23 protein-coding genes and 1 pseudogene are annotated in these 25,731 nt (G+C 63.6%); 14 read left to right on the top strand and 10 right to left on the bottom strand.

The features are described 5' to 3' along the window. Positions 1 to 138: 138 nt before the first annotated feature. The 8 genes from QQK95_RS25090 to QQK95_RS25055 all read left to right on the top strand — a co-directional run bounded on the left by QQK95_RS25090 (position 139) and on the right by QQK95_RS25055 (position 7,720). On the top strand, positions 139 to 849 hold the full coding sequence (locus tag QQK95_RS25090; protein ID WP_095775052.1) for a GntR family transcriptional regulator: 711 nt from the start codon (positions 139 to 141) through the stop codon (positions 847 to 849). A 41-nt stretch (positions 850 to 890) separates the two neighbouring features. Then, the gene (locus QQK95_RS25085; RefSeq protein WP_284277088.1) at positions 891 to 2,057 is read left to right on the top strand and encodes a mandelate racemase/muconate lactonizing enzyme family protein; all 1,167 of its coding nucleotides are present in this window, start codon (positions 891 to 893) and stop codon (positions 2,055 to 2,057) included. A 60-nt stretch (positions 2,058 to 2,117) separates the two neighbouring features. Then, positions 2,118 to 3,476: a mandelate racemase/muconate lactonizing enzyme family protein gene (locus QQK95_RS25080; protein WP_284277087.1), complete on the top strand. Its 1,359-nt coding sequence runs from the start codon at positions 2,118 to 2,120 to the stop codon at positions 3,474 to 3,476. Positions 3,477 to 3,579: 103 nt separating this feature from the next. Next, a complete protein-coding gene (locus QQK95_RS25075) occupies positions 3,580 to 3,906 on the top strand; it encodes an NIPSNAP family protein (protein ID WP_284277086.1) in 327 nt (108 codons plus the stop codon). Between the two features lie 9 nt (positions 3,907 to 3,915). After that, the gene (locus QQK95_RS25070) at positions 3,916 to 5,115 is read left to right on the top strand and encodes a mandelate racemase/muconate lactonizing enzyme family protein (protein ID WP_284277085.1); all 1,200 of its coding nucleotides are present in this window, start codon (positions 3,916 to 3,918) and stop codon (positions 5,113 to 5,115) included. Between the two features lie 171 nt (positions 5,116 to 5,286). After that, a complete protein-coding gene (locus QQK95_RS25065; protein WP_284277084.1) occupies positions 5,287 to 6,783 on the top strand; it encodes an aldehyde dehydrogenase family protein in 1,497 nt (498 codons plus the stop codon). Between the two features lie 190 nt (positions 6,784 to 6,973). Beyond that, complete coding sequence (locus QQK95_RS25060) at positions 6,974 to 7,261, top strand: GIY-YIG nuclease family protein (RefSeq protein WP_284277083.1); 288 nt, start codon at positions 6,974 to 6,976, stop codon at positions 7,259 to 7,261. A 183-nt stretch (positions 7,262 to 7,444) separates the two neighbouring features. Continuing rightward, on the top strand, positions 7,445 to 7,720 hold the full coding sequence (locus QQK95_RS25055; RefSeq protein ID WP_284277082.1) for a hypothetical protein: 276 nt from the start codon (positions 7,445 to 7,447) through the stop codon (positions 7,718 to 7,720). Between the two features lie 68 nt (positions 7,721 to 7,788). Here the strand turns inward: QQK95_RS25055 and QQK95_RS25050 are convergent, their stop codons facing one another. Further along, positions 7,789 to 8,886, bottom strand: a complete 1,098-nt coding sequence (locus QQK95_RS25050; RefSeq protein ID WP_284277081.1) for a CaiB/BaiF CoA transferase family protein — start codon at positions 8,884 to 8,886, stop codon at positions 7,789 to 7,791. A 105-nt stretch (positions 8,887 to 8,991) separates the two neighbouring features. Between QQK95_RS25050 and QQK95_RS25045 the strand changes: the two genes are divergently transcribed. The 3 genes from QQK95_RS25045 (at position 8,992) to QQK95_RS25035 (ending at position 11,686) form a co-directional block, all read left to right on the top strand. After that, on the top strand, positions 8,992 to 10,014 hold the full coding sequence (locus QQK95_RS25045) for an LLM class flavin-dependent oxidoreductase (protein ID WP_284277080.1): 1,023 nt from the start codon (positions 8,992 to 8,994) through the stop codon (positions 10,012 to 10,014). A gap of 53 nt (positions 10,015 to 10,067) precedes the next feature. Further along, complete coding sequence (locus tag QQK95_RS25040; protein WP_284277079.1) at positions 10,068 to 10,715, top strand: ThuA domain-containing protein; 648 nt, start codon at positions 10,068 to 10,070, stop codon at positions 10,713 to 10,715. 569 nt (positions 10,716 to 11,284) lie between these two features. Beyond that, positions 11,285 to 11,686, top strand: coding sequence for a CatB-related O-acetyltransferase (locus QQK95_RS25035; RefSeq protein WP_322791226.1), 402 nt, complete (start codon positions 11,285 to 11,287; stop codon positions 11,684 to 11,686). Positions 11,687 to 11,750: 64 nt separating this feature from the next. On the opposite strand, the gene QQK95_RS25030 is transcribed toward QQK95_RS25035, so the two are convergent. From QQK95_RS25030 to QQK95_RS25010, 5 genes are all read right to left on the bottom strand, one after another. Beyond that, complete coding sequence (locus QQK95_RS25030) at positions 11,751 to 13,775, bottom strand: amidase (protein ID WP_284277078.1); 2,025 nt, start codon at positions 13,773 to 13,775, stop codon at positions 11,751 to 11,753. Between the two features lie 119 nt (positions 13,776 to 13,894). Continuing rightward, a complete protein-coding gene (locus QQK95_RS25025; RefSeq protein ID WP_284277077.1) occupies positions 13,895 to 14,983 on the bottom strand; it encodes a Gfo/Idh/MocA family protein in 1,089 nt (362 codons plus the stop codon). 71 nt (positions 14,984 to 15,054) lie between these two features. Further along, positions 15,055 to 15,807 carry an ATP-binding cassette domain-containing protein gene (locus QQK95_RS25020; RefSeq protein ID WP_284277076.1) on the bottom strand — a complete coding sequence of 251 codons (753 nt, stop codon included), beginning with the start codon at positions 15,805 to 15,807 and terminating at the stop codon, positions 15,055 to 15,057. Continuing rightward, entirely contained in the window at positions 15,804 to 16,808 is a 1,005-nt protein-coding gene (locus QQK95_RS25015; RefSeq protein WP_284277075.1) for an ABC transporter permease, read from the bottom strand. Before QQK95_RS25015 ends, QQK95_RS25020 begins: the two co-directional genes overlap by 4 nt. Further along, positions 16,805 to 17,794 carry a sugar ABC transporter substrate-binding protein gene (locus tag QQK95_RS25010; RefSeq protein ID WP_284277074.1) on the bottom strand — a complete coding sequence of 330 codons (990 nt, stop codon included), beginning with the start codon at positions 17,792 to 17,794 and terminating at the stop codon, positions 16,805 to 16,807. Before QQK95_RS25010 ends, QQK95_RS25015 begins: the two co-directional genes overlap by 4 nt. Positions 17,795 to 18,453: 659 nt before the next feature. Between QQK95_RS25010 and QQK95_RS25005 the strand changes: the two genes are divergently transcribed. Then, positions 18,454 to 18,702, top strand: a complete 249-nt coding sequence (locus tag QQK95_RS25005) for a hypothetical protein (RefSeq protein ID WP_284277073.1) — start codon at positions 18,454 to 18,456, stop codon at positions 18,700 to 18,702. 97 nt (positions 18,703 to 18,799) lie between these two features. Here the strand turns inward: QQK95_RS25005 and QQK95_RS25000 are convergent, their stop codons facing one another. The 3 genes from QQK95_RS25000 to QQK95_RS24990 form a co-directional block, all read right to left on the bottom strand. After that, a complete protein-coding gene (locus QQK95_RS25000) occupies positions 18,800 to 20,011 on the bottom strand; it encodes an alpha-D-ribose 1-methylphosphonate 5-triphosphate diphosphatase (protein WP_284277089.1) in 1,212 nt (403 codons plus the stop codon). Positions 20,012 to 20,235: 224 nt separating this feature from the next. Continuing rightward, the gene (locus tag QQK95_RS24995) at positions 20,236 to 21,048 is read right to left on the bottom strand and encodes a PfkB family carbohydrate kinase (RefSeq protein WP_284277072.1); all 813 of its coding nucleotides are present in this window, start codon (positions 21,046 to 21,048) and stop codon (positions 20,236 to 20,238) included. Positions 21,049 to 21,303: 255 nt separating this feature from the next. After that, positions 21,304 to 21,894: a dihydrofolate reductase family protein gene (locus QQK95_RS24990; protein WP_284277071.1), complete on the bottom strand. Its 591-nt coding sequence runs from the start codon at positions 21,892 to 21,894 to the stop codon at positions 21,304 to 21,306. Positions 21,895 to 22,028: 134 nt separating this feature from the next. Between QQK95_RS24990 and QQK95_RS24985 the strand changes: the two genes are divergently transcribed. Then, complete coding sequence (locus QQK95_RS24985; protein WP_284277070.1) at positions 22,029 to 23,039, top strand: sigma-70 family RNA polymerase sigma factor; 1,011 nt, start codon at positions 22,029 to 22,031, stop codon at positions 23,037 to 23,039. 65 nt (positions 23,040 to 23,104) lie between these two features. Here the strand turns inward: QQK95_RS24985 and QQK95_RS24980 are convergent, their stop codons facing one another. Further along, the gene (locus QQK95_RS24980) at positions 23,105 to 24,139 is read right to left on the bottom strand and encodes a class I SAM-dependent methyltransferase (RefSeq protein WP_284277069.1); all 1,035 of its coding nucleotides are present in this window, start codon (positions 24,137 to 24,139) and stop codon (positions 23,105 to 23,107) included. A 282-nt stretch (positions 24,140 to 24,421) separates the two neighbouring features. Between QQK95_RS24980 and QQK95_RS24975 the strand changes: the two are divergent. After that, positions 24,422 to 25,672: pseudogene (locus QQK95_RS24975) on the top strand (diguanylate cyclase domain-containing protein); the annotation flags it as partial. Between the last annotated feature and the right edge of the window lie 59 nt (positions 25,673 to 25,731).

The following is a 25,731-nucleotide window of genomic DNA, read 5'->3' as shown; positions in this document are numbered from 1 at the left end:
CGCGCCTAACATGCTGACTTAATGACATATTCTCACAGGCGGTGTTTAAGTCGGGTCAACGCAACAAATCGTACATTGTTTATGGAAATCGTGCGTGATATCGAGAAAGGTGTGTATTCACGGAAGGGGGAGCCGGCCTTGGCCGAGACGCGGGAATTTAAGGCAGAGCCACCCGAGGGGATCGATCCACTCGGGGCCTCGAGCGAGGGCGCCTCGCTCTATGAGCTGATCAGGGAGGACATCATCGAGGGCCGGCTCGCCGCCAACGAGCGGCTTGTGGTCACCGATCTGGCCCGGCGTCACGGCACCTCGACCAATCCCGTGCGCGAGGCCCTGCAACTGTTGCGCGGGGAAGGTTTTGTCACCTTTCTCCCCAATCGCGGCGCACGCGTGCGGCCCATAGATCAGGATTTTGTCCGCGATATCTACGAGATCGGTGTGCTGATCGAGCCGGCGCTGACGCGATGGTTCGTGAGCATGGCCACCGACGAGGACATCGCCGAACTCGAACGTCTCCAGGGCCTGATCGAAGAGAACAATTTCGCCGACACGTTCAGGCATAGCGAGCTGGACACGGCTTTCCACACCGTGATGTACCAGCGGCACTACAACCGCCATGCCGCAGAGCTTTGGTGGAAGCATCGCGAAGTGCTGCGCGCCGTGAGCCGGCGGTTCAATTTCACGCTCGCCCGGCGTGCCGCGATCATTCGCGAGCACCGCGAACTCATCGCGCATGTGAAGGCGGGAAATGCCGACGAGGCAGCCGAACTCATCGCGCGCCATGTCGAGGGCTCCGGCCGGCATGTCCTCGAACACATGCGCGCGCGCAACGCCGCTCGGGCAGGATAGAACAATCGGCCCAGGACATTCCAGATAAGGGTAGTTGAGAGATGAAAATCACGAGCATTCGGCCGTGGCTGATCAAATCCGATGCTTCTTATTGGGGAGAGTACCTGTTCGTCGAAGTGACGACCGACGAGGGGGTGAGTGGCTGGGGAGAGATCACCACCACGACAAAGCTGGCCAACCGGGCGCTCTGCACGATCCTGCGGCAGATCGGCGCCGCCGTGACCGGCGAGGATCCGGCGCGCATCGAGCACCTCTGGCACAAGATTTTCCGCAGCTTCACCTATATGGGCAGCCGCGGCGCCGCCGTCGAATGCGTGAGCGCCATCGACATAGCCCTCTGGGACATCCGTGGCAAAGTCCTCGGCAAGCCGATCTACGAGCTGCTGGGCGGACCGGTGCGCGAGGAAATCGCGCTCTACACCCATCCCAACCAGGCCAAATTCACCAGCAAGGAGGCTGTGGTCCGCGAAATCCGCGATATCGTCGAATCCGGACACACGGGGCTGAAGTTCGATCCTTTCCCGCATCAGGGCCGCGGCCCCGATGGGCTGTCGCGCGAGCAGCGGGACGGCTATCTCGATGGCAGCATGACCCGCAAGGACGAGCGCGAAGCGGCCGAACTCACGGCGCTGATCCGCGAAACGGCTGGCCCCGACGTCGACATCCTCATCGATGCGCATGGCCGCTTCGACGTTCCCACCGCCATTCGCCTCTGTCGCAGCCTCGAGGAAGCTGGCCAGATCGACTGGTTCGAGGAGCCCTGTCCGCCCGAAAGCCTCAACGCGCTCAAGCAGGTGCGCGACAAGGTCAGTGCCCCGATCTCGTGGGGCGAGCGCGGCCACACGAAATGGGATTTCGTGCCGGTGCTCGAGAACAAGCTGGCCGACTACATCATGCCCGACGTCACCTGGACCGGCGGCATTACCGAACTCAAGAAGATTTCCGCCCTGTGCGAAGCCTACTACATCCCGGTCTCGCCGCATGATGCCGCGGGGCCGATCAACGTGGTCGCCGGAGCGCAGGTGATGATGACCGTTCCGAACTTCTACAAGCTCGAAACGTCGGAGTGGAACCTAGGCAAATACGATCACCTCATCGACAGACCGCTCGATGTTTCGAACGGCAGCCTCAAGCTGACGTCGAAGCCTGGTCTCGGTGTCGAGATGAACCGCGATTACCTTCAGGCCCACGAGATCGAGCTGGGCTAGCAACGCTCAATGCCGGGCGGCGTTCGCGGCGCAAGCCCCCGACCAGAACGAGGACAGATCATGCCAAAGACGGATGGAGCCGGCGAGGCTCTCAATCGGGTCAACACGAATTCCAAACCGTCCGACCTTCGCATCACCGACATGCGGGTTGCCGAAATCGTCGGCGCGCCATTCACCTCGGCGCTGCTCAAGATCTATACCAACCAGGGCATTGTCGGGCTCGGCGAGGTGCGCGACGGCGCCAGCGCCACCTATGCGCTTATGCTCAAAAGCCGGCTGCTTGGCGAGAACCCTTGCGACATAGATCGCCTGTTTCGTCGCATCAAGCAATTCGGTGGGCACGGCCGGCAAGGCGGCGGCGTGTCGGCGGTCGAGATCGCGCTGTGGGACCTCGCCGGCAAGGCCTATGGCGTGCCCATCTACCGGATGCTCGGCGGCAAGTTCCGCGATCAGGTGCGCGTCTATTGCGATACCGACGCCGAGAAACCGAGCGGCACCGAAACGGGAAAGCGCCTCAAGCAGCGCATGGACCGCGGGTTCACCTTCCTCAAGATGGATCTGGGCTTGATGCAGATCGCCCATGTCCCGGGCGCCGTATCCGCGCCCGCCGGCGCGCTCGACGGGTTTCATGCCAACCCTCGCGGCCGTGGCGGCACGCTCGGGGAGCGCAAGGCCCGCAATCTCGCCTACGATGCGCAGAACGTGCAGCATCCGTTCACCGGCCTGCATTTCACCGAAAAGGGGATCGATCTGCTCGAGCAGTATATCCACGAGGTTCGCGAGGTGATTGGGTACGAAATCCCGCTCGCCATCGACCATGTCGGCCACATCTCGCTGCAGGACGGCATACGCCTGTCGCGCCGTATCGAGAAATACGTTCCGGCCTGGCTCGAGGACGTGATCCCCTGGCAATACACCGAGCAGTACCGGCAGTTGCAGCAGGCCACCACGGTGCCGATCTGCACCGGCGAGGACATCTACCTCAAGGAAGGCTTCGAGCCGCTGCTCAGGAGCGGCGGCCTCTCCGTCATCCATCCGGACCTGCTCACCAGCGGCGGCATTCTCGAGACCAAGAAGATCGGCGACATGGCGCAGGATCACGGCGTCGCCATGGCCATCCATATGGCCGAAAGCCCGATCGCCGCGATGGCCGCCGCGCATGTCGCCACCGCGACCGAGAACTTCATGGCGCTCGAATATCACTCCGCCGATGTCGACTGGTGGGACGATATCGTCACCGGCCTGCCCAAGCCGCTCGTCAAGGACGGCTTCATCACCGTGTCCGACAGGCCGGGGCTGGGCATAGACGATGTGGTCGATGAGGTGATCGGCCAGCATCTGCAGCCCGGTGTCACGGGGATATGGCAATCCACCGAGCACTGGGACAATGAATATAGCTGGGACCGGACCTGGAGTTAGCCCAGATCCCCTGCCATCATTCCCCCAGGCTCGCAGGGCCAACGGCCCCCCATTCGTGTCGACTTCTCCCAGGGGAGAGGCGAAGAAAGAAACGGACGAAACCATGATCTACGAACTGCGTATCTATGACTGCCTGCCGGGCAGGCTGCCGGCTTTGCTCAAGCGCTTTTCCGACCAAACGCTGGCCATCTGGCAGAGGCATGGCATCCGCCAAGCCGGGTTTTTCACCACGACCATCGGCGAAAACAACAATCGCCTCACCTATTTTCTCGCCTGGGAATCGATGGCAGAGCGTGAGGCGAAATGGACGGCTTTCGTCTCCGATCCGGCATGGCACAGGGCCGTGGACGAGTCTCAGCGCGACGGGCAGATCATCGCCAATATCAGCAGCCAGCTGCTCACGCCGACAGCTTTCTCGTCCGTGAAATAGGACCGCGCCATGAAGATCACCGATCTGCGCTGTGCCGTCATCGGCAAGCACCCGATCGTCCGCATCGTCACCGACGAAGGCCTTCATGGCCTTGGCGAAGTCGAGTTCACCAAGACCTACCTCAAGCCCTTTGTGCTGCATTTCCGCGAGGCGCTGATCGGCGAGGATCCGACCGACGTCGAGCGGGTGATGCTGAAGATCCGCCAGCGCGGCTCGTTCAAGCCCTATGGCGCCGCCGTCTCCGCCATCGAGCATGCCTTATGGGACATCGCCGGCAAGGCGGCGGGCGTGCCGGTCTACAAGCTGCTTGGCGGCAAGGTGCGCGACAAGGTGCGGGTCTACAACGGCTCGATCCGCCGGAAACGCGCCGGCGACCGGCCGGAGGACTACGCCGCCGACGTCAAATGGATGATGGAGCAGCCGCAGAATTTCTTCATGGTCAAGCAGGGAATCTCGTTCCACTCCAACATGAAGGACAGCATCGAGGGCTTCCATTACGGCGTGACGCAGAAGAAGGCCGGCTATCACGGCGCCATGGATCAGGGCGTGATCAGCGAGCGCGGTTTCAATCACATGCTCGACTGCGTGATCGCGATGAAGGAGGTTCTGGGCGACAAGGTCAGCCTGGCGCTCGACTGCGGCCCAGGCTGGATGCTGCCCGATGCGATCAAGTTCGCCCGCGCGGTCGAAAAGTACAATCTGATGTGGCTCGAGGACATGCTGACCGGCGACTATGTGCCGTGGGTCAATCCGCAGGCCTATCGCGAACTGACCACTTCCACCTCGACGCCCATCCACACCGGCGAGCAAATCTACCTCAGGCACAATTTCAAGGAACTGATCGAGACGCAGGCGGTGCGCGTCATCGGCCCCGATCCGGCCGATATCGGCGGCATTGCCGAGCTCAAATGGGTCGCCGAGCATGCCTACATGCACTCGATCCTGATGGCGCCGCACGGCACCGCGAACGGCCTGCTCGGCCTCGGCGCGCTGATCAATGTCTGCGCCACCTTGCCTGCCAACTACGTGGCGTTCGAATATCCAAGCGCCTCGGACCCGTGGTGGGAGGATCTGGTGATCGGCCTGCCGGCGCAGATCGTCAGGGATAGCATGGTGGACCTGCTCGAAGCGCCGGGCCTGGGGCTCGATATCGACGCCGAAGCGGCCAGGAAGTATCTCAGCGAAGAGGATGCGGGCTTCTTCGACTGAACCATCCTTCTTTCGCATGCGAGTACGTGCCTGGCGCCCGGATTCCGACAGCCGCCCGGGCGAAGGTTGCGGTGCTCGTCGCCGCCGGCATGGAGCCCAAGCCCATCTTTCCTTGTTGAGGTCGCCCGCGCCGGGAGTAATAGTCGCGGCGGAGTTCGTGAGGAGGACGGGATGACGCTGAGCTTCGACCCGAGGGCGAAGGCCACGACGCTTTACCATGGCGAATTCCGGCCGATGTTCATCGGTGGCAAGTGGGTCGCGGCGCGGTCCGGCCAGGAGATGCAGGCGCTGAACCCCGCGACGGGCGAGGTGCTGGCCACGGTGCCGCGCGGCGGGGCGGCCGATGTCGACGCGGCGGTGGCCGCCGCACGGGCCGCCTTCGAAGGGCCGTGGTCGAAATTCTCGCCCTATGAGCGGCAATGCGTTCTGTTGCGCATCGCCGATCTGTTCGAGGCGCATTGGGAAGAGCTCAGCGTTTCCGACACGCTCGACATGGGGCTGCCGATCACCCGCACGCTGGCCAACCGGCGCCGTGTCATCGGCATGCTGCGCTTCTATGGCGGCATGGCGACGGCGCTGCATGGCGAATCCATAGACAATTCGATCCCTGGCGAGATCGTCTCCTTCACAAGGCGCGAGCCTGTCGGTGTCGTCGGCGCGATCATCCCCTGGAACGCGCCGACCGCGGCCTCGATCTGGAAGATCGCGCCGGCGCTGGCCACCGGCTGCACCATCGTGCTGAAGCCTTCCGAGGATGCGTCGCTGACGCCGCTTCTGATCGCGCGTCTGATGCAGGACGCCGGCGTGCCCGACGGCGTCGTCAACATCGTCACCGGCACCGGGGCGGAGGCCGGCGCGCGGCTTGCCGAACACCCCGACGTCAACAAGATCGTCTTCACCGGCTCGACGCTGACCGGACAAGCGATCGCGCGGGCGGGTGTGGCCAACCTCAAGCGGGTTTCGCTGGAACTCGGCGGCAAGTCGCCTGTTATCGTCTGCCGCGACGCCGACATCGACAAGGCCGTTCCGGTCGCGGCGATGGCGGTGTTCGTGCATTCGGGCCAGATCTGCATCGCCGGCTCGCGGCTGTTCGTGGCGCGCGAGATCCACGACGAGTTCGTGCGCCGCGTCGCGGAATTCGCCGGCAGGCTGCGCATCGGCCACGGCATCGAGGCGGAGACGGAAATCGGGCCGCTCATCAATGCCAGGCAGGCCGGCAAGGTGGAGGGCTACATCAAGGCCGGCAGCGATGAGGGCGCCAAGCTGGTCGCCGGCGGCTCACGGCTGACGGGCGCGCTCTACGATGGCGGCAACTTCATCACGCCGACCGTCTTCGGTTCGGTATCGGACAAGATGACCATTGCGCGCGAAGAGATTTTCGGACCGGTCATTTCCGCCATGCCCTTCGACACGCTCGACGAGGCGGTGGCGCGCGCCAATGCGACGCCCTATGGGCTGGCCGCCGGCATCTTCACCACGCATCTGGGCACTGCGCACAAGCTTGCGCGCCGCATCAAGGCCGGCTCGGTCTGGGTCAACATGTACCATGCCATCGACCCGGCGGTGCCGTTCGGCGGCATGAAGATGTCCGGCTATGGCCGCGAAGGCGGCATCGAGCATCTGCATGAGTATCTGGAGACCAAGTCGGTCTGGATCCAGACCGACTGACAGGTGTGGCGATATTCAGGTGAGGACGGTCTGCGAATGGCGGCGTTCTGCGCTTCCCACCTTCGTCATCCTAGGGAGAAGCAAGGAGCGAAGCGACGCGCGCAGACCCTAGGATCCATTCCGTGACGTTAGTCGAAAGATGCAGCGGTCCAGGATAGAAGGTGCTCGCTTTGACAGCTAACGTCCATCCATGACCGGTTATGTCTACATGACCTCGAGTAAGAAGCGCGGCACGATCTATATCGGCGTCACCAATGATCTTGGCCGCCGCATGCCCGAACACAAGTCCGGGCAAGGGTCGCAGTTCACCAGTCGCTACGGCGTGCAGCGGCTGGTCTGGTATGAGGAATATTTCGATATCACCGATGCTATTCAGCGAGAGAAATCGCTGAAGCGCTGGCCAAGGCAGTGGAAGATTGACCTCATCGAGAAAGCGAATCCGGATTGGTTTGAGCTTTTTCGCGGAACAGGGTGGTGAGCGTTCTGCACCGTTGCAACGCTTTGACGTCACGGAATGGATCCTAGGGTCTGCGCGCGTCGCTTCGCTCCTTGCTTCGCCCTAGGATGACGAATAGAGGGCAAACCGTTGCCAGGGAACCTTTGTTCGGCTGGTGATTTTTGCCTATATAGGAAACGCGAAACGGCCAGGAGGGTGTTGCCGATGACGACGAAACGGTTTGCGATCTGCGCTCTTGCCGTGGCAATGGGCTGCGTGGTGTCCTCATCGGCATTCGCCGGCACCAGGCATCGCCACCATGAGGCCGAGCCGGAACGCTACGTTCCCGCCGATGACGATCTCATCAACTTCCTGTTCGGCGGTCCGCGCTACTACGACCAGCAGCTGTTCACGACGGCGGCGGGCGCCTGTTCCTACCACCGGGTCGGGCCGGATGCGAACGCGTTGAACAAGATCAACGATCATCACTGCGGGAAATAGCAGGGCCGCCCGGCCGTCAGCTCAAGCCGGTGTCGGACCCGGCAGCCAATGACTGAAAGTGCCTGATTTCAACGGTTTGTATCGGGATCCGCCAGTTCCGCGCGAATCTCGGCGCCGTGTTCGTCGCGCGCGGGACCTTTCGTCGGCGTCTTTTGCGCCCATCCGGAAAAGCGCGGAGCAGCGGCTGCCTGCAGAACGCCGTCAACCGTCAGCCACGAGCCGCGCGCGGCTATGTGCGGATGCTGTGCTGCTTCCCATGGATTGAGCACCGGGGAGACGCAGGCATCCGAGCCTTCGAACAGGCTGGCCCACTCGTCGCGCGGTTTTGCGGCAAAGATCGCCGCTAGCCGGCTGCCGAGCTCCGGCCAAAGATCGCGGTCGAATTGGTTGGAGAATTGCGGATCGGCGGTGAGGCCAAGCCGGTCGAGGAACTGTGCATAGAATTTCGGCTCGAGGCACTGGACGCCGATGAAACCGCCATCCGACGTGCGGTAGACGCGGCACCAATGCGGTCCGTCGAGAAGGCTTTGGCCGCGTTCGGCGACGAGCCCGCCGGACTGGCCGAGCACCATCAGCAGGTTCATTATGTGGGCCGAGCCGTCGACGATGGCCGCGTCGACCACGGTACCCTGGCCGCCGGTGCGGGTGTTCATGATCGCGGCGAGCATGCCGATCACCAGATAGAGCGCGCCGCCGCCTATGTCGCCGGTGAGCGTCGGTGCCGCCATGGGCGGCTCGCCCGGCAAGGACGCGTACCAGAGCGCGCCGGACACGCCGGTATAGTTCATGTCATGGCCAGCGGTGCGGGCGAGCGGACCGTCCTGGCCCCAGCCGGTCATGCGGCCGTAGACCAGCTTTGGATTGGCCGCGAGGCAGGCATCCGGGCCGAGGCCGAGGCGCTCCATCACGCCGGGCCGGAATCCTTCGATCAGCCCGTCGGCAGAGGCGATGAGGCGCATCAGCACGGCGACGTCCCCGGCGTCCCTGAGGTCGAGCGCGATGGAACGCTTGCCGCGATCGAGCAGCGAGCGTTCGGGCAGGCCCGGCATGGGCGCCTGCTTGCGGTGGACGACGATGACATCGGCGCCGAGATCGGCGAGCAGCATGCCGGCGAAGGGCGCGGGCCCCAGCGCCTCGATCTCGACGATTCGCGTCCCCTTCAGCATTCCAGTCTCCACGGGGTTCAACCCCAGAGTATGGCGCAAGGTGACGGTGTGTAACCCCGCTGTTTTGGCATTGAAGCACGTGCCGCCTGCATATACTTCAGGGCCATGAAAAAAATCGGTTTCCTGTCATTCGGGCACTGGACGCCCTCGTCGCAATCGCAGGTGCGTTCGGCTTCCGACGCGCTGCTGCAATCCATCGATCTCGCCGTCGCGGCCGAACAGCTCGGCGCTGACGGCGCCTATTTCCGCGTGCATCATTTCGCGCGCCAGCTCGCGTCGCCATTTCCCCTGCTGGCGGCGGTGGGGGCCAAGACCAGCCGCATCGAGATCGGCACGGCGGTCATCGACATGCGCTATGAGAATCCGCTCTACATGGCCGAGGATGCGGGGGCTGCCGACATCATCGCGGGTGGCCGGCTGCAGCTTGGCATCAGCCGCGGCTCGCCCGAACAGGTGATCGATGGCTGGCGTTATTTCGGCTACCAGCCGCAGGAAGGCAGAAGCGACGCCGACATGGCGCGGCATCACGCCGAGGTTTTTCTCGACACGCTGCGCGGCGAAGGGTTTGCACAACCCAATCCACGGCCGATGTTCCCCAACCCGCCCGGCCTGCTTCGGCTCGAGCCGCATTCGGAAGGTCTGCGCGAGCGCATCTGGTGGGGCGCCGCCACCAACGCCACTTCGGAATGGGCGGCCAAGCTCGGCATGAATCTGCAGAGCTCGACGCTGAAATTCGACGAGAGCGGCAAGCCGTTCCACATCCAGCAGGCCGAGCAGATCCGCATCTACCGCGAAGCGTGGAAAGCGGCCGGGCACGAGCGCGAGCCGCGCGTTTCGGTCAGCCGCAGCATCTTCGCCCTGGTCGACGATCGCGACCGCGCCTATTTCGGGCGCGGCAATGAGAGCCGCGACCAGATCGGCTTCATCGAGGAGAATACGCGGGCGATCTTCGGCCGCAGCTACGCCGCCGAGCCTGACGTGCTGATCAAGGAGCTGGCGCAGGACGAGGCGATCGCCGAGGCCGACACGCTGCTGCTCACCGTGCCCAACCAGCTCGGCGTCGACTACAACGCCCATGTCATCGAGGCGATCCTGACCCATGTCGCGCCGGCCCTGGGCTGGCGCTGACGGCCGCGCCATGTAACCATCGATCGCGGCTGGCGATTCAGGAGGTTCATGGCATGGCGAAGAAGGCTTTGATTGCCTGGGGTGGTTGGGAAGGCCACACGCCGGAACGCAGCGCCAACGTCATCCGCGCGCTGCTCCAGCGCAACGGGTTTGATGTCACGCTGGGCCAGGGCACGGCGCTGTTCGCCGATCCGGAACTGTCTTCCTTCGATCTCATCGTGCCCGTCATCACCATGTCGACGATCGAGAAGGCCGAGTTGCAGAACCTGACGCAGGCGGTTCGCGAGGGAAGCGGACTCGGCGGCTTCCACGGCACGATGGGCGACAGTTTCCGCAACGAGCCCGACTACCAGTTCATGACCGGCGGCCAATGGGTCGCGCATCCCGGCAACATCATCGACTATCAGGTTGTGATCACACAGCCCGACGACCCGATCACCAAAGGCGTCAGCGATTTCGCCTACCGGTCCGAGCAGTATTACATGCATGTCGACCCCAGCAACGAGGTGCTGGCGACCACCACCTTCACCGATGCGCATTTTCCGGGAATAGGTGGGGTTGTCATGCCGGTCGTCTGGAAGCGAAAGTATGGCGCGGGGAAGGTGTTTTACAGTTCCCTTGGGCACACCGCGGACGAGTTCGCGGTGCCGGAGATGGCGCTGATTGTGGAGCGCGGTTTGCTCTGGGCGGCGCGGGGGTAGCAGCAATGTGGTGCTCCGCGGCACCTCTTCTGTCCTGCCAGACATCTCCCCACGAGAGGAGAGATCGGCCGTCACTGCGGCCTTCCCCAATCTCCGATATGGCTGGAAAAGAGCTTGCGCTGGAACTGCCAATTTCGACCGGAAGGAATTCGGGGAAGCTGCCCAAACCCTGGTCGGAGCTACGGCAAGAGTTGCGCGACGAGGTTGCCGCCAAGGCCCGCGAAATCCATGCTTGCGACGGTGACCAGCTTATGCGCGTTGGCGGTCGGTGGGAGGTAGTGAAAGTACGGCGAGAGAAATGATGCTGATGTGACTTTGAATGCATTGCGAAAGCCAAACTGGATGGATACAGAGGCTGCCTAAAATTCAGTCGACTAATTTTTGGACAATCAATGGGTTTCGCAAGAAAACTTAGAATCAAACTAGGCCTTAGGCGACCGGAGGTAAAACTGCCGCGGCATGTGTCAGTCGGGCGAAGCACATATGGCGTGCACCCCAGCAGTATTTTTTGCTGTGATGAAACCTCGCCGATAAGAATAGGAGCATTCTGCTCTATTGCGCCAGAAGTCATGTTTCTTGGCCGGGCCAAACACCCCACGCACCTTGTGTCGACTTTCCCATTCGAGTTTGCCATGACAAAGGATGCGCCCTTCGGTGATCTGTCGGTCGACGGGCCGACCGAAATCGGCAACGATGTATGGATCGGATTGCGCGCGGTGATCATGCCTGGGATCAGGATTGGAGACGGGGCTGTTGTCGGCGCCGGCTCGATCGTCACGAAGGACGTGGCGCCCTACGCCATCGTAGCGGGAAATCCCGCTCGGTTCATCCGAAGCAGGTTTACTGACGACCAGATCGCGAGCTTGCTCGCTATTCGCTGGTGGGAATGGAGCGACGAGAAGATCATGGCCGAAAAGCCGAGGCTCTTTGGGCGGATTGACGACTTCATCGCCGCCAACCGTGCACCATAGCCCAGCGGCGTCAATCGAGAACTCATAGAACTGCCGTCCGCCTGTGCTGAACGGCGCCATGCCTTCACCCAATCCCACCGGTCACCAGATAGCCACCAGTGCTGCGGCTATCCTCCAGCCGCACCACCGCCGTCACGATCGAGCCATAAGAGCCGCGCCAGACGCTGTGGAAGCGACGATGCTCGGCGGCGGGAACGAGTGCACGCCCGCTGAAATGCGCGCCGCTTCGGTGCATAGCGACGGGCTCTCCGTTGACATGCACCTTGATGCTGGCGTCTACCGCCTCGGCGTCTTCGGGCAAGTCTAGAGTGATGGTGATTTCGTCCTGATCGCCGGCGGCTCGTGTCTCGGCGGCAAGCGCGATCGCGAGCGGCGGCGCCTTGCCATTGCCGGCATGGCTGGGATGTCCTGAAAACACATCGTCCGCCAACTCAGGCGTGCGCGGCGGGCTAGTGCGGCGCTGCGTGGCGCGCTCGAAATCGCCTGCCATGCGCAGCAGGCATTCGTCGTCATAGGCCTTGCCGGCGAAGGTCAGGCCGACCGGCATGCCGATGTCGGCCATCGTGCCCATCGGCACGGTGACGGTCGGGATGCCGAAATGGCGCCAGACCAGATTGCCGTTGGCGACCCAGGTGCCGTTGCGCCAGGCAAGGTCAGCCGACGCCTCGTCGATGTCGGCGTCGGCCGGGCCGACATCGGCGACCGCGGGCAGCACCACGGCGTCGATGTCTTGCGCGTCCAGCCAGTCCTCGAAATCGATGCGCCTTGTCGCCTCCAGCCCCTTCAAGCCCTCTTCAAGCGTTGGGATATCTTGGAAGGGTGTGACGCCGGATTTGGCCCGCTCGACATACTCCGCCAGGTCGAAGCCGCCTTCATAGCGGTCGGGCAGCGTGCCGGGTGGCTGCGGGAAGATTTTCGGGCCATCGACCGAAGCGAGATCGGGGATGTCAGGATCGGCATTGGCGCGCAGGAAATCGTCCCAGCCCCAGATGCAGAGATCCCAGATTTCGCGGTCGGCGAAATCCGGCGGCACCAGCCCGCGCTCGACCATGGTGCGGGCGCCGGGACGGTCGCGCTCGTAGTTCGAGACGACGGGAAAATCGACCTCCACCACCTCCGCGCCAAGGCGTTTCAGGTCGGATGCCGCCTGGTTCCACAGCGCAAGAACCGAGGCGCGGGTTTCGATCGGCCGGTCGGCTCCGCTCTCGCGGCCAATATACAGGCGGGGCACGCCGAGCCGCTTCCCCTTCAGCGAGCCGGCAAGCGCCAGATCGGTATAGCGTTGCGGCCTTGTCCCTGAACTTTTCGGCAGTGCGACCCAGGGCTGCGCACGCCAGAAATCGCCACGCGTCTCAGGATCGTCGGCAACGATCACGTCGAGCAGTTCGAGCATGTCGGGCAGGCTGCGCGTGTGCGGCACCACGACATCCATGGTCGGCACCAGCGGCCAGTTGCCACGCACGGAAATGACGCCACGCGACGGCGTATAGGCGACCAGCGCGTTGTTGGTGGCCGGCGCGCGGCCGGACGACCATGTCTCCTCGCCGAGGCCGAAGGCGCAGAAGCTGGCGGCCGTTGCTGTGCCAGAGCCATTGGACGAGCCCGAGGCGAAGGCGGCGGTCAGATAGTCGGCATTGTAAGGGCTTTCGGCACGGCCATAGACGCCGCGCTGCATGCCGCCATTGGCCATGGGCGGCATGTTGGTGAGGCCGATCAGCACCGCGCCCCCGGCGCGCAGCCGGGCGATGGTGAAGGCGTCCTCGTTGGCGATGAGATGCTCGAAGGCCGGCGAGCCGGCGGCGACCGTCAGGCCTTTGACCTTGTAGCTGTCCTTGGCGGTGTAGGGGATACCGTCGAGCGGCCCGAGCACCGCACCGTTGCGGCGCCGTTGGTCGGAAGCCGCGGCCTCCTCGAACATGTCGGGATTGAGCACGGGGACGGCGTTGAGGCTGATGCCATGCCGGTCGAAATGCGCGATGCGCCTGAGATACGCCGCGACCAGTTCGACGCTGGTGACCGTGCCGTCATCGAGGGCGCGGCGCAGTTGGTCGATCGTCGCTTCGACGAGATGAAGGCTGGCATCGGTCATCATTGGTTCCAGGCTGTTGTCTGCACGCCATGGATGAGCGAGCCCGCCGGCTTCGGCAAGGGCCAATCGGCAGTCCTTGTCGGAACATATTGTTCCCGCCTATACACTGCCGGCAGTGCTCAGGCGTCTCCGCTGCTCTCGTTCATGCGCTCGATGATCGCGGCCATCAGTGCCAGGTCGCGGCGGGAATCGGCGAGGTCGGTCAGCGGCTTGGTGCCTTCAGCGATGTGGCGGTGGAAAATCTCCAGTTCGTTGGAGAAGGCGTCGCCGTAGAGCGGGCCGAAGCTTTTCGTCACCGGGCCGAGCGGGCCGGCTTCGGTGACCTCAAGCCGGGTCGGCAGACTGCGGATATAGGGCGTGTCGTAGATGATGCGCACGCGCCTGGTGTTGGAGCGCACCTCGATCATGGCGTCGAACAGGCCGAGATCGTCGACGACGGCATCATAGAGGCAAGCGAAATGGCCGTAGTCGAAGGTGACCGATGTGTTGGCGCCGCCATTGGTGCGGTGCGCGGCGACCACGCCCTTGGGCTCGCCGATCAGCCCGCGCATCGCCGAAATGTGGTGCGAGGACAGTGCGGTCAGCCCGCGATAGGCGCGCACCAGGTCGGCAGGGGCGCCGGCGCCGACGACTTCACGGATCAGCGCGTCCCGCTCCCTGGCGCCGCGCGCAAGCAGGGCAGGGTCGATGTCGTTGGGATAGAGGATGTTCTGGCTCTTCTTCAGGAAATGCCGGCCCTCCGAGATCAGGTCGAAAATGCGGACATGGGTGATGTCGGCATGATCAGGCAGTTCGTCCCTCGCCTGGAGATAGGCCGGCGCGTAGCGGCGCATATAGCCGACGAACAGGGTCTTCCTGTAGGCCGGCATCAGCGCCAGCAGTTCGTCGATCTCGCGCACCGTCAGACAAGCGGGTTTTTCCAGCAGGATGTGCTTGTCGGCCTGCATGGCCGCGCGCACGAAGCGGCTGTGGGTGTCGTCCGACGACAGCACGAAGACGACGTCGATGTCGGGCGAATTGATAAGCGCCTCGGCGCTCTCATAGGCCTTCGCCCCGGCATGTTCCGACGTTCCGAGCGCCACCAGGCTTGGCGAGACGTCATGGACGCCGGCGATCCGCCAGCGGTCGCGCTGGTCAGCCAGAACAGGCAGATGGATCGACTGCGCGACCTCTCCAAGACCCACAAGCCCGACACGAAGTGGTGACACACGCAAACTCCCTTGATTTCAAGTCTGATGCTGGCCGAGCTTGCGGCCAGCAATGGTTCCATGATTGGCGGTCACGCCGCGCCCGTGACCAGCGCGACGAGTTCGTTGCCCGTGGTCTCTGAGGCGCGCACGGTCGCCGCCATCTTTCCCGCCCGCATCACCCAGATCTGGTCGGACAGGCGCCGCACCTGATCGAAATTGTGGCTGACCAGGATGACCGAGACCGACTGTTCGCGCAGGCGCCGGATCAGCGCCTCGACATTGGCGGTCTCCTGCACGCCAAGCGCCGCCGTCGGTTCGTCCATCACCACCAGCTTGGCGCCGGAGCCGACGGCGCGGCAGATCGAGATCGCCTGCCGCTGGCCGCCCGACAGGCGGCGCACACGCTGGTTGATCGACGGCACGTTGATCGACAGGCGCGACAGCATGGAACGGGCCTCGCGTTTCATCGCCTTGCGGTCGAGGAAAGCGAAGGGGCCGATGCGGCGCACGAGTTCGCGGTTGAGGAACAGGTTCTGCGCCACCGTCAGTTCGTCGATCAGCGCCAGGTTCTGGTGCACGGTCTCGATGCCGGCCTTGCGCGCCCCGTCCGGGTTGGAGAAGGGATGCTCGCGGCCGTCGAAGACGATCGAGCCGGCATCCGGCACATGCACACCGACCAGGCAGCGGATCAGCGTCGATTTGCCGGCGCCATTGTCGCCGATGACGGCGGTGACCTCGCCGCGACGGGCCTGGAAGGCGACGTCGGTGAAGGCGCGCACGCCGCCGAAATGCTTGCTCAGGCCGTCGCAGGCGATGATCGCGTCGGAGGAGAGGGCGCTCATTTCTGGTACCGCATGATCAGCGCTGCCAGCACCACGATGGCGCCCACGGCAAGCGGTTGGTAGAAAGCCGAGACGTTGAGCAGCGTCAGCCCGTTGACCAGCGCTGTCAGCATCAGCGCGCCGATGGCGGGGCCCAATATGCTGGCGCGGCCGCCGAACAGGCTGACGCCGCCCAGCACCACCGCCGCCACGGAATTCAGGAGCAGGCTGGTGTTGATCTGCGGCTCGGCCGAGCCGATGCGGGCGACCAGCAGGATGGCCGCGATGCCGGCGCAGAAGCCGGAGATGGTGTAGGCGGCGATCTTGACGCGGTTGGTGCGGATGCCAAGCGCGCCGGCGCTTTCGACCTGGCCGCCGGTGGCCAGCAGATGGACGCCGAAGCGCGTGTGGTAGAGCGCGATATGCGCCACAATAACGGCGGCGATCGCCACCCAGACCGGATAACCGAACGGTCCGAACGAGCCCGAAGCGAGCTTCAGCAGGAAGGTCGAGCCGACCATGGTCGGTTCGCCGCCCGACAGGATCAGGCCAAGCCCGGTGATGCCCGACAGCGTGCCGAGCGTCACCACGAAATCCGGGATCTTTCCGGCGGTGATGATGAGGCCGTTGAGGAAGCCGATGGCGCTGGTGGCGAGCACCGCCAGCACGCAGGCGATGAAGATGCCGTAGCCCGCCGCGTTGACCAGGCCGAGGATGATGGCGCCGAGCATGACGGCCGCCGCCAGCGACAGGTCGATGCCTGACGTCGCCACGACGAAGGTCTGGCCGATCGACAGCACGACCAGGATAGCCGCCGCCAGCAGCAGCGCCTGCAGATTGGCGATGCTGAGAAAGACCGGCTGGGCGATGCCGAAGACGATGACGAGACCGACCAGGCCGACGACGGACGCCCAGTCGGCCCAGAAGGAAGGATCCAGGAGGAGAGCCGACAGGGAGGGGCGGCTCTCCTCCGCCGCGCCCGCCGAATGGGCGACGGGCGCGTTGTCCGTGGGATTGCTCACTTCAGCATCTCGCGGAAGGGATCGGGATAATCGCCACCGGGACGCGGAAAATTCTTCAGCGAGGCGTCGGCATTGGCCTTGTTGATCAGGAGCACGGGTGCCGGCACGTTGGCGGGCAGTTCCTTGCCCTTGGCGGCCAGCGCACAGGCTTCCACACCCATGGCGCCGACGACATAGGGATACTGGGCGACGGTGGCGGTGAGTTCGCCTGCCGCGATCGATTTCAGCGCATCGACGATGCCGTCGAGGCCGATCACCTTGACATCCTTGCCCGAGGTCTGCACGGCGCGTTCGACGCCGAGCGCCATGATGTCGTTGGCGGCGAAGAAGCCGGCGAGATCGGGATGTGCGGCAAGGATATCGGTGGCGGCGGTCAACGCCTTCTCGCGATCCCAGTCGGCGCTGACCATCACGACGACCTCGAGCTTGCCTTCGACGGCCTGCTTGAAGCCCTTGATGCGGGCATTGGAGCCGACATCGCCGACGATGCCGGCGACCAGCGCGACCTTGGAGCCCTTCGGCACCAGCTTCAGCATTTCCTCGCCGGCCAGCGCGCCGGCGGCGACATTGTCGGTGCCGATATAGGTCGAGACGGCAAAGCCGGCGGCCTTGGCCTGTTCGGCGTCGATGGTCGAGTCGATGTTGACGATCGGCTTCTTCTTCTGGGCGACCGGCACCAGCGCCTGGACGAGGTTGGAGACGCTGATCGGGTTGACCAGATAGCAATCGAAGTCCTGCATGGCCATGGCGGTCAGGCGGTCGGCCTGGCCGGTGGCGTCGCCCATATTGGCGGCGGCCTGGACGCTGACATTGACGCCGCTGGCCTTGCCTTGCTCCTCGATGCCCTTCTGCATGGTCTGGAAGAAGGGGTTGTCGAGGCCCTTGACGATGGCCGCGACCTTGGCCGCGTCCTCGGCATGGGCGGGAGCCACTATTGTCGTGACAAGCAGGCCCGCGCCAAGCGTCAGGCCGTTGAAGATACGCATTTTGTTCCTCCGCTTCTTGTTTGTTCGATGTGTCTCATCGGCAAGCCCACGGACGTCCGTGGCTGCGAGAGCCATGCCGGCATTGGCAACGCCGCGCGGCCTGCGGCCAAGCGAACGGCAAGCGTGTCGCGGACGACGGACCCGGTCGGGACCTTTTCCATGCCAGGCATTTCTCCTCCCAGAGCGCTGACCTAGCCCCATCAGCGTTTGCGCATGTTTTATAAAAAATTGACACGCGTCAAGATTTAAAATGGTGCGAAGCGATTTTCGCTCGAGGCTGCGGCGCACGCGATCCGCAGGTTTACCGCGGTAAAAAATCTCCACCCTCATGCAACCTCCGATGGGCGTGCGCGTTACAGGGCTCCCGGGGGATGGTGAGGTTTGCATTGGACCGTTATGGGATCCTGAACGTGCCGATAGGCGCGTATTCCATTTTCTACGGATCCATGGAATTGCCGGCTCGGCAGGGGCAGGACCCTCATCGGGCTCTGTCGGCACGAAGTGCCGCCGGTCTGTTTGCCGCCAGGGAGCAAGCGCCAATCCGTGGGGCTGCCGTCGCTGTCATCGCCGAGCAACTGTCCGGCAAATAATGGAGACCAGACATACCAAAACGGCTTGCAAGCGTACGCTAAAGCTCGCAGAAGTTGCGCAAAAAAAGCATGCCGTTGGAGAAGATTTATATCGTCATCCAGCATGAGAGGGGAATCATGTCTGATCAGAACGCCCTTATCCGCGCGGCCATCGGACGGCTGCTTGCCGACAAAACCGGTGTCGCGGTCATTTCCATGAGAGAGAGTATTGCGGAACTGCTGGAGATAACCGGCGCGGCGCTGACCATCGAAACCCTGCAGGACATGCTGCTGGAAATGGCCGAGGTGCGCGGCATGATGGTCGCGCTCGATGTCTAGGGCAGTTCATCGTTTCATGAAACGGCGAACCGCCCTAACTCTTTGTTTTGACGTACTTCCTAAGGGAAAGCGCTTCGCGCTTTTCCCGGGAACTGTTCTAGGCGGCCGGCAGCCGTTCAGCCGCGACGGGGCCAAGGCGTTCTGCCAGGCCCGCAGGTGCAAGCGTGCCGTCGCCGTAGATCATGCGGCCGGCGCGGAAGGTGGCGCGGACGCGTGGCACCGGATGGCGGTCGGCCACCACGAGATCAGCCAGAAGCCCGGGCTCGATGGCGCCGCGATCGGTGAGCCCCAGGGCTGCGGCCGGATTTGCGCTCGTCAGTGCCGCCGCCGCCGCGAGGCCATCGCCACGCAGATCCGCCAGGCCGAGCACGGCCGGCAGGATGGAGGCCGGATGGTAATCGCTGGCCAGCATGTCGAGCAGCCCGGCCTGATAGGCCTGCCGGGCGGAAAGATTGCCGGAATAGGACTCGCCGCGCAGCGCGTTGGGCGCGCCCATGGCGGTATGCATGCCGAGCCTGCGGGCTTCCCGCGCCGCTTCCAGGGTCACCGGGAATTCTGAGAGCGCCGCGCCCAGGCCATGGACCAGTTCCACCTTTTCCAGCGTGTCGTCGTCATGCGAGGCGAGCACGATGGCGGCGGCCTGGGCACGCGCCGACAGGTCTTGCAGGGCGTTCAGCACATCGCCCTGTCCTTCGCGGCCGGCCATGCGCTTGCCGACGACCTCGGAGGCCGCGGCAACCGACATGCCGCGCTCCTTGGCGATGCGGGCGATGTAGAGTTCGACGTCGCGGTATTGCCCCTGTCCGGGCGTGTGGTCCATCAACGAGATCAAATGCAGCCTGCCGGCATCCATCAGCTTCCGCAGCGCGGGAAGCGCCGGGGTGAAGGTCACTTCGAAGCGGGCATGGATGCGGTGGTCGACCAGCAGATCGTCTTTCAGCCCGGCAATGGTGTCGATGATTTCAGTCGTATGGTCTTGCGAGCGCAGCACGCCGCTGGTGACGCTGGCGCCGATGAAGGAAAGCGCGGCATAGGCCGTGGTGATGCCGCAGGAGGCGAGCTTCTTGTCGAGCTCGGCAATGCCGATCCGCATCGGCACGTGCACGCCGATGCGCGGCTCGACTTCCCTCTCCACCATGTCGCCATGCATGTCGATGAAGCCGGGCAGCAGCAGGCGGCCGCCACCCTCGATGTCGGCATGCTCGACAGGCCTGTTGCGGATTTCGGCGATCCGGCCGTCTTCGATCCTGACGGCGCCGTTCGGGATGACGCGGTCGCGCAGGACAATTTCGAATTCACTCAGCCACATGTCATGTCTCTTGCAAGGCAGCGATTCCAAGGGGGATTTCGCGAGCGACAGGTCGGCGACATCGTCGGGATGATGGAAGGCGCCGATCATGGCGACGATGCGCCGGCTTGCCGACGCCTCGATCACGATCTCTCCAGGACATGTTTTCTAGTTCACTCGAATGTCGGTTTCCATTTGATTTTTATGACATTTTCATGAAAGGCGGCCCTGCCGGAGCGCCCGCCTTAGCCGGCAATTGATCGTTGCGACAGCCATTCGGCGGTTTGCTGGCTGGCCTGTTCGGCGCAAAGCTCAGGGCTCAGCCCCTGCAGCAGGCCGTGCAGGAAGATCCCTGTAAAGCAGTCGCCGGCGCCGATCGTGTCGGGCACGCAAACCTGCTTCAGCGGCGTGACTTGATTGAGCGCCTTGCCGTCATAGAGCGAGATCGGGCGCGTTCCATCGGTCAGCACCAGCGTCCTCAGGCGCGGCCCGGCGATCCCTGACGCCCGCTCCCAGATCGCTTGCGTGTCCTCGCCGGGAAAGTCGGCACGCGATCCGATGACGATGTCGGCCGGGCGCGGCGAGGCGTTGCGCAGCGGAAATTGCGAGACGACAAGCGGGATCGTTCGCAGCGAAGCAACGAGGCCGTCGTCGAGCACCAGGGCGTTGAGATAGGCGGCGTCGCCATGGACAGGCTCAGGTGCGGCGAAGGGAGGGCGCGACTGGCCGCCGGTGTTCAAAATGGTGCGCTCGCCGCTCGGCTCGAGCAGGATTTCGGTGAACCGGGTTTCGCCGGGCCATAGGGTGACGTAGCCGGTGTCGATGCCGCTCGCCTGCAGTTTGGCGAGTGCCGCCCGGCCATGGCCGTCATCCATCAGATTGCTGATCAGCCGGACGTCGTTGCCGAGCTTCGCCAACTGGGTGCCGGTGTGGAAGCCGCCGCCGCCTAGCCTGACAACACGATCGGAATAGGTGAGGCGCGCGCCCGAGGCGAGGGGCGATGACAGCGACCAGACCTGGTCGTGATTGACGTGGCCGACAACGATGACTGTGCTCATGGTCCCCTGCGGTCCTCTGGCGCCCAGGCCAGGCGCCAGTGCGTCGACAATGAAGCGCTGCGCGAACACGCTCCTGCCGCACTATGACCGGTCGGCGCCACCGTCGACAATCGCTACTTCGTCCCGGCGCTCCGGGGTCGGCGCGGACGAAAACATCGTCCACGCCGTGGGTCCTGCCCTGTCCATGCGCATCCCTTGAAGACGGGGGCACCGCTGCAACACCGACGAACGCGACTTCGTCGCCGTCTACCGCCGTTATCCCTGCGCGAATTCGTAGGCGTGGGACACCAAGCGGTCACCGATCTTTCGTGTGTTGACCAGATGCAGCGGCTTCTTGTCGCTGGTCTGATCGAAGAGACGCTGGCCGGCTCCCAGCACGACCGGGAAGACTGTCAGCCGCAGTTCATCGGCCAGGTTCTGTTCCATCAGCGTGCGGACCAGCTGATAGCTGGCGTAGACCAGGATCTCACCGTCCACTTTCCGCTTCAGCTCCGAAATCTCCTTTACCGCATCGCCGTCGAGGACCGTCGTGTTGCACCACCGAGGATGGTCGAGTGTCGAGGACACGACGTATTTGGGGATGCCGTTCATTCTGGCCGCCCACTTGGTGCCCACGCGGACGTCCATGAAGGGCGTCCGGGACGCGAACCACTCGAAGCTTCGCCTGCCCAGCAGCAGCGCCTCGGCACCCTCCACTTCCTCCGTCTCGTTGGCGGTCCAGTCTTCGAGGTCCTTGGCCCCCGCGGACTGGCGGAACCAGCCGCCCAGTTCGAAGCCTTCCTGGCCGTCCGGGTCCTGGACCACTCCATCCAGTGTGGCATTTGTGCTGATGACGATCTTTCCCATTTCCGTGCTCCTTTGACGATATTGTCGCTGAAGTAGACGAAGCGGCATCGCAAAAGGGGGCGCTCGGCTGCCGCCCCTTTTGCGCCCTGGCCGGCGTCCATACAGTTGGGACTGCACACAAGGAGGAGCGGGCGTTGGCGAGAACGGACCTGATGTCGAGGGCGCAGAGTGGCGACGGCGAGGCATTCCGTGCGCTGACCGAGCCGCACCGTCGCGAGCTGCAGGTGCACTGCTACCGGATGCTCGGATCGTTCCAGGATGCCGAGGACGCTCTCCAGGACACGATGCTCGCCGCCTGGCGAGGTCTCGAAGGATTTGACGGGCGCGCCTCGCTTCGCACCTGGCTCTACCGCATCGCCACCAACCGCTGCCTCGATGCGCTGCGCTCCGCTCGCCGACGTCCTGCGAGGCAGTGGGACATCCCGGGGATCGAACCTCCCGAACCCACCAGGCTCGGCGAAATCCACTGGCTCGAGCCCTATCCCGACGCCCTTCTGGACGGCGCGATCAGCGTGCCGCTCGGTCCGGAGGCGCGCTACGAGCAGACAGAATCCATTTCCCTGGCCTTTGTGACCGCCCTGCAGATCTTGCCGCCGCGCCAGCTCGCCGTCCTGATCCTGCGCGACGTCCTCGGGTTCCACGCGGACGAAGTCGCCGACATGCTGGAGACGACAGTCGAATCGGTCAAAAGCGCCCTCAAACGCGCGCGTGCGGGAATACAGCGCCGGCTGTCGGCAACCACTGACCGAGAGCCGCCGCCCGCTGGCAACTCACTTGCCGAGGACGCGATCGTGGCCAAGTTCGTCAGCGCCTACGAATCCGCCGACATCGGCGCGTTGGTGGCTCTGTTGACCGACGACGTCTTCCTGTCGATGCCGCCAGTGCCGCTGGAATACCAGGGAAGAGACGTTGTGGGCCGCTTCTTCGCCCCCATTTTCGGCTCTGGACAGAGATACGAACTGGTGCGGACGCGCGCCAATTGTCAGCCGGCATTCGGCGTCTACCGGCACACCCCCACAGGTATCCACGGCTCGGGCATCTTCGTGCTCGCTCTCGCCGGCGACCGTGTCTGCGCCATGACCGCCTTCGAAAAGACAGTCCTGCCCAAATTCGGCCTGCCGCAATCCCTCCCGGGTGCACGGTAGATCGCCTTCGGCCTGACCGCGGAACCGCTCAGGGCTTCCTATAGCTGGATGCCAGTGCCGTCCGCTTAGCCCCGCTTCTCAATCACGGCGTAAAGCACGTTGCGGTTCTCGCCAAAATACACCTTGGCTTCGACGGCGTTGCGGTCGACGCTGGCGTTGACGATGTTCCACATGTCGACCTCCGAGCGCAGCAGCAGCACCCAGTCCATGAACGTCTCCCTGTAGCCGGCGTCAGGGGTGCCCTCGGCGTAGTTGGCGAACAGGAATGTGCCGTTCGGCTTCAGCATCTGCAGGCAGGTCTTGGTGAGCTTCACGGCGACGTTGTGCTGGAGGTAATCGTAGAGGCCCGAGGCGTAGATGAGATCGAACTTGCCGAGCTTGTGGCCCCGCGTCAGTACGGTCCGCACCGAGCCGTCGACCGCCTCGACCGCGGTGCCCTGGAAGTCGCGCGCGATCAGCCCGACGCTCTGCGGATCCTGGTCGAGCGCGACCCAGCGCTTGAGACGGCCCTCGGCCAAAGCGACGGAGCGGTTGGCTTCGCGCAGATGGCCGGCAGCGATCGCCAGCACCTCCGTATCGGGTCCGTTCTTGGCAGCCGTCTCGTCGACATAGCGGGTCAGGAGATCGCGCCGTTCGCGTGCCGCCACGCATGACGGAACGTTCTGAGTATGGCTGTAGAGCGCCTTGCCGATCTCCGAGGCGCTGGCCACGCTGTCGGCCACGTGCGGGTCGCAATAGATGTAGTCGAGCAACTGCGCGTCGCCGGAATAGCCCCTGGGCTTGGTGAAGGACCAGTGCGTCAGCGGATCCTGGAGAAAATACTCCAGGATCGGGTGGTTCTGCGCCACCGGTATCAAGGCCTGCCAGACGTCCGGATGTACCTTGGCCCGCAGCGCGCTGAGCAGCGACAACAGGCGGCGAACGATCTCGGCGGGATATTTTTGCTGCTCGATCTGCTGCTGTGTCGCGTGAAGGATGAGCGCCAGTTCCGCACGTGCGGTTTCGAACTCTTCGCCATGATTCTCGAGCTTACCCCGGCCCAGACTGCCGGCGATAATCTCTGCGGTAATCAGGCTTTGGCCATCAAACACGGTTTGCACACCAGGACTCCTTGGTTAACAGTCAGTTAACTTATTGCGTAGAATGCTCCATTTGCCAACGGCGCTTGGGACGCATTTTATTGTTATGATTAATTTCCCGCTAACCATCTCAATTTATTAGCGATCTTGCAGATAAGATTCTGGGTTCGAGTTAACGCAAACTTGTCTGGCGCCACCGCATTTTACCCCGTGGCAATCGTGTCGCGTGCCAAGGAGTCGTCCTGCGTGGGGGCAGAAGCTGGAAAAGAGTTCGGAGCGCAAAATCCCCCAACACGGGGATTTGTGAGCGAACGCGCGTCATCCAGATCGGCCGATACGGTGGATGTGGAACCGTATGATCCGCGCCAGGAGCTGGGGGCGGCGGAACTGCGCATCCTTTACCGTGCAGAAGCCCTGGCGAAGCGAAGGAAAGACGCCAGGCCCGGGCTCTGGATCGCCGTCGTCATCTATGTGCTGTTTTCGGTATCGGACCTGCTGCTGATACCTGACGTGGCGGCCTACACGATCACAGCGCGCTTCGCGGTCGGATTGACCGCTCTGCTGACCCTGGAAGCGCAGCTTCGCCGGGGGGCGGCAACGGAGTGGCTCGACGTGACCTGCGCCGCGGCGATCATCTTCGGATATGTCGGCTGGTTGTTCCCGGCATCCTTGGGCGCCAACAAGGAAACCGTCGCCTACTACATGGTCTTCGGCACCATCTTCATGATGAGTGCCAATCTATTTTTCACGTTCAGCTTCAAGGTGTCGATCATAACGTCGACCATCATATTGTGCATCCTGTACGTGGTGAACTATTTCCTGCCCGCCTCGCTGACATACAAGATGGTGTTCGGGACGTTCTACGTTTCGTGCTTCACCTTCACCTCCTATGTGAACTGGAAGCTGAATGAGGAGCGCTACAACGTCTTCCTGAACGCTCTGGAGGCTAAGATCCAGCACAAGGAGGCCACCGAACGCGGCAAGGCCCTGCTCAGGCTGTCGCGGACGGATCCGCTCACCGGCCTGGAAAACCGGCGCGCGATCGACGAAAAGCTGCGCGATTACTGGAGCGACTGGCAAAAGCTCGGCAACAGTTTCGCGGCCATCCTCATCGACGTCGACTTCTTCAAGAAGTTCAACGACTGCTACGGCCACCAGGAAGGCGACCGCTGCCTGATCCATGTCGCCAATGCGCTGAGCGACCTGATCAAGAACTACAATGGCTCGATCGGGCGGTATGGCGGCGAGGAATTCATCGTGCTCGCCCGCATGGACAAGAAGGACCAGGTCGCCGAGCTGGCGGAGGCTATCTGCCGCACGGTGGAGACCCTGGCCATCACCCATGAGCTCAGGCGCGACGGTATCTCGATCGTCACGGCGAGCGTGGGTGCCGCGTTCACCAGGACGCAGGCCGGCGCCAAGCTGGAGAAGATCATCCACGAGGCCGACCGCGCGCTCTATCTGGCAAAGGCCAGCGGCCGCAATTGTGCCAGGCTGTTCGACCCGACCGATCCGCAGAGCAGCGACGAGAGCGAGAACCTCGCGGCTCTGCTGAACCCGACTTAAACACCGCCTGTGAGAATATGTCATTAAGTCAGCATGTTAGGCGCGCG

It is taken from the genome of Mesorhizobium huakuii, from assembly GCF_030160235.1.
Taxonomy (GTDB): Bacteria; Pseudomonadota; Alphaproteobacteria; order Rhizobiales; family Rhizobiaceae; genus Mesorhizobium; species Mesorhizobium huakuii.
Note: the sequence above shows the minus strand (reverse complement) of the source record. Positions and strands in the feature narration are given on the sequence as shown.

Coding starts and splice junctions, on each gene's coding strand:
- QQK95_RS25085 (WP_284277088.1), top strand. CDS start 891: ATGAAAATCACGAGCATTCGGCCGTGGCTGATCAAATCCGATGCTTCT.
- QQK95_RS25080 (WP_284277087.1), top strand. CDS start 2,118: ATGCCAAAGACGGATGGAGCCGGCGAGGCTCTCAATCGGGTCAACACG.
- QQK95_RS25075 (WP_284277086.1), top strand. CDS start 3,580: ATGATCTACGAACTGCGTATCTATGACTGCCTGCCGGGCAGGCTGCCG.
- QQK95_RS25070 (WP_284277085.1), top strand. CDS start 3,916: ATGAAGATCACCGATCTGCGCTGTGCCGTCATCGGCAAGCACCCGATC.
- QQK95_RS25065 (WP_284277084.1), top strand. CDS start 5,287: ATGACGCTGAGCTTCGACCCGAGGGCGAAGGCCACGACGCTTTACCAT.
- QQK95_RS25060 (WP_284277083.1), top strand. CDS start 6,974: ATGACCGGTTATGTCTACATGACCTCGAGTAAGAAGCGCGGCACGATC.
- QQK95_RS25055 (WP_284277082.1), top strand. CDS start 7,445: ATGACGACGAAACGGTTTGCGATCTGCGCTCTTGCCGTGGCAATGGGC.
- QQK95_RS25050 (WP_284277081.1), bottom strand. CDS start 8,886: ATGCTGAAGGGGACGCGAATCGTCGAGATCGAGGCGCTGGGGCCCGCG.
- QQK95_RS25045 (WP_284277080.1), top strand. CDS start 8,992: ATGAAAAAAATCGGTTTCCTGTCATTCGGGCACTGGACGCCCTCGTCG.
- QQK95_RS25040 (WP_284277079.1), top strand. CDS start 10,068: ATGGCGAAGAAGGCTTTGATTGCCTGGGGTGGTTGGGAAGGCCACACG.
- QQK95_RS25035 (WP_322791226.1), top strand. CDS start 11,285: ATGTTTCTTGGCCGGGCCAAACACCCCACGCACCTTGTGTCGACTTTC.
- QQK95_RS25030 (WP_284277078.1), bottom strand. CDS start 13,775: ATGACCGATGCCAGCCTTCATCTCGTCGAAGCGACGATCGACCAACTG.
- QQK95_RS25020 (WP_284277076.1), bottom strand. CDS start 15,807: ATGAGCGCCCTCTCCTCCGACGCGATCATCGCCTGCGACGGCCTGAGC.
- QQK95_RS25010 (WP_284277074.1), bottom strand. CDS start 17,794: ATGCGTATCTTCAACGGCCTGACGCTTGGCGCGGGCCTGCTTGTCACG.
- QQK95_RS25005 (WP_284277073.1), top strand. CDS start 18,454: ATGCCGTTGGAGAAGATTTATATCGTCATCCAGCATGAGAGGGGAATC.
- QQK95_RS25000 (WP_284277089.1), bottom strand. CDS start 20,011: ATGTGGCTGAGTGAATTCGAAATTGTCCTGCGCGACCGCGTCATCCCG.
- QQK95_RS24995 (WP_284277072.1), bottom strand. CDS start 21,048: ATGAGCACAGTCATCGTTGTCGGCCACGTCAATCACGACCAGGTCTGG.
- QQK95_RS24990 (WP_284277071.1), bottom strand. CDS start 21,894: ATGGGAAAGATCGTCATCAGCACAAATGCCACACTGGATGGAGTGGTC.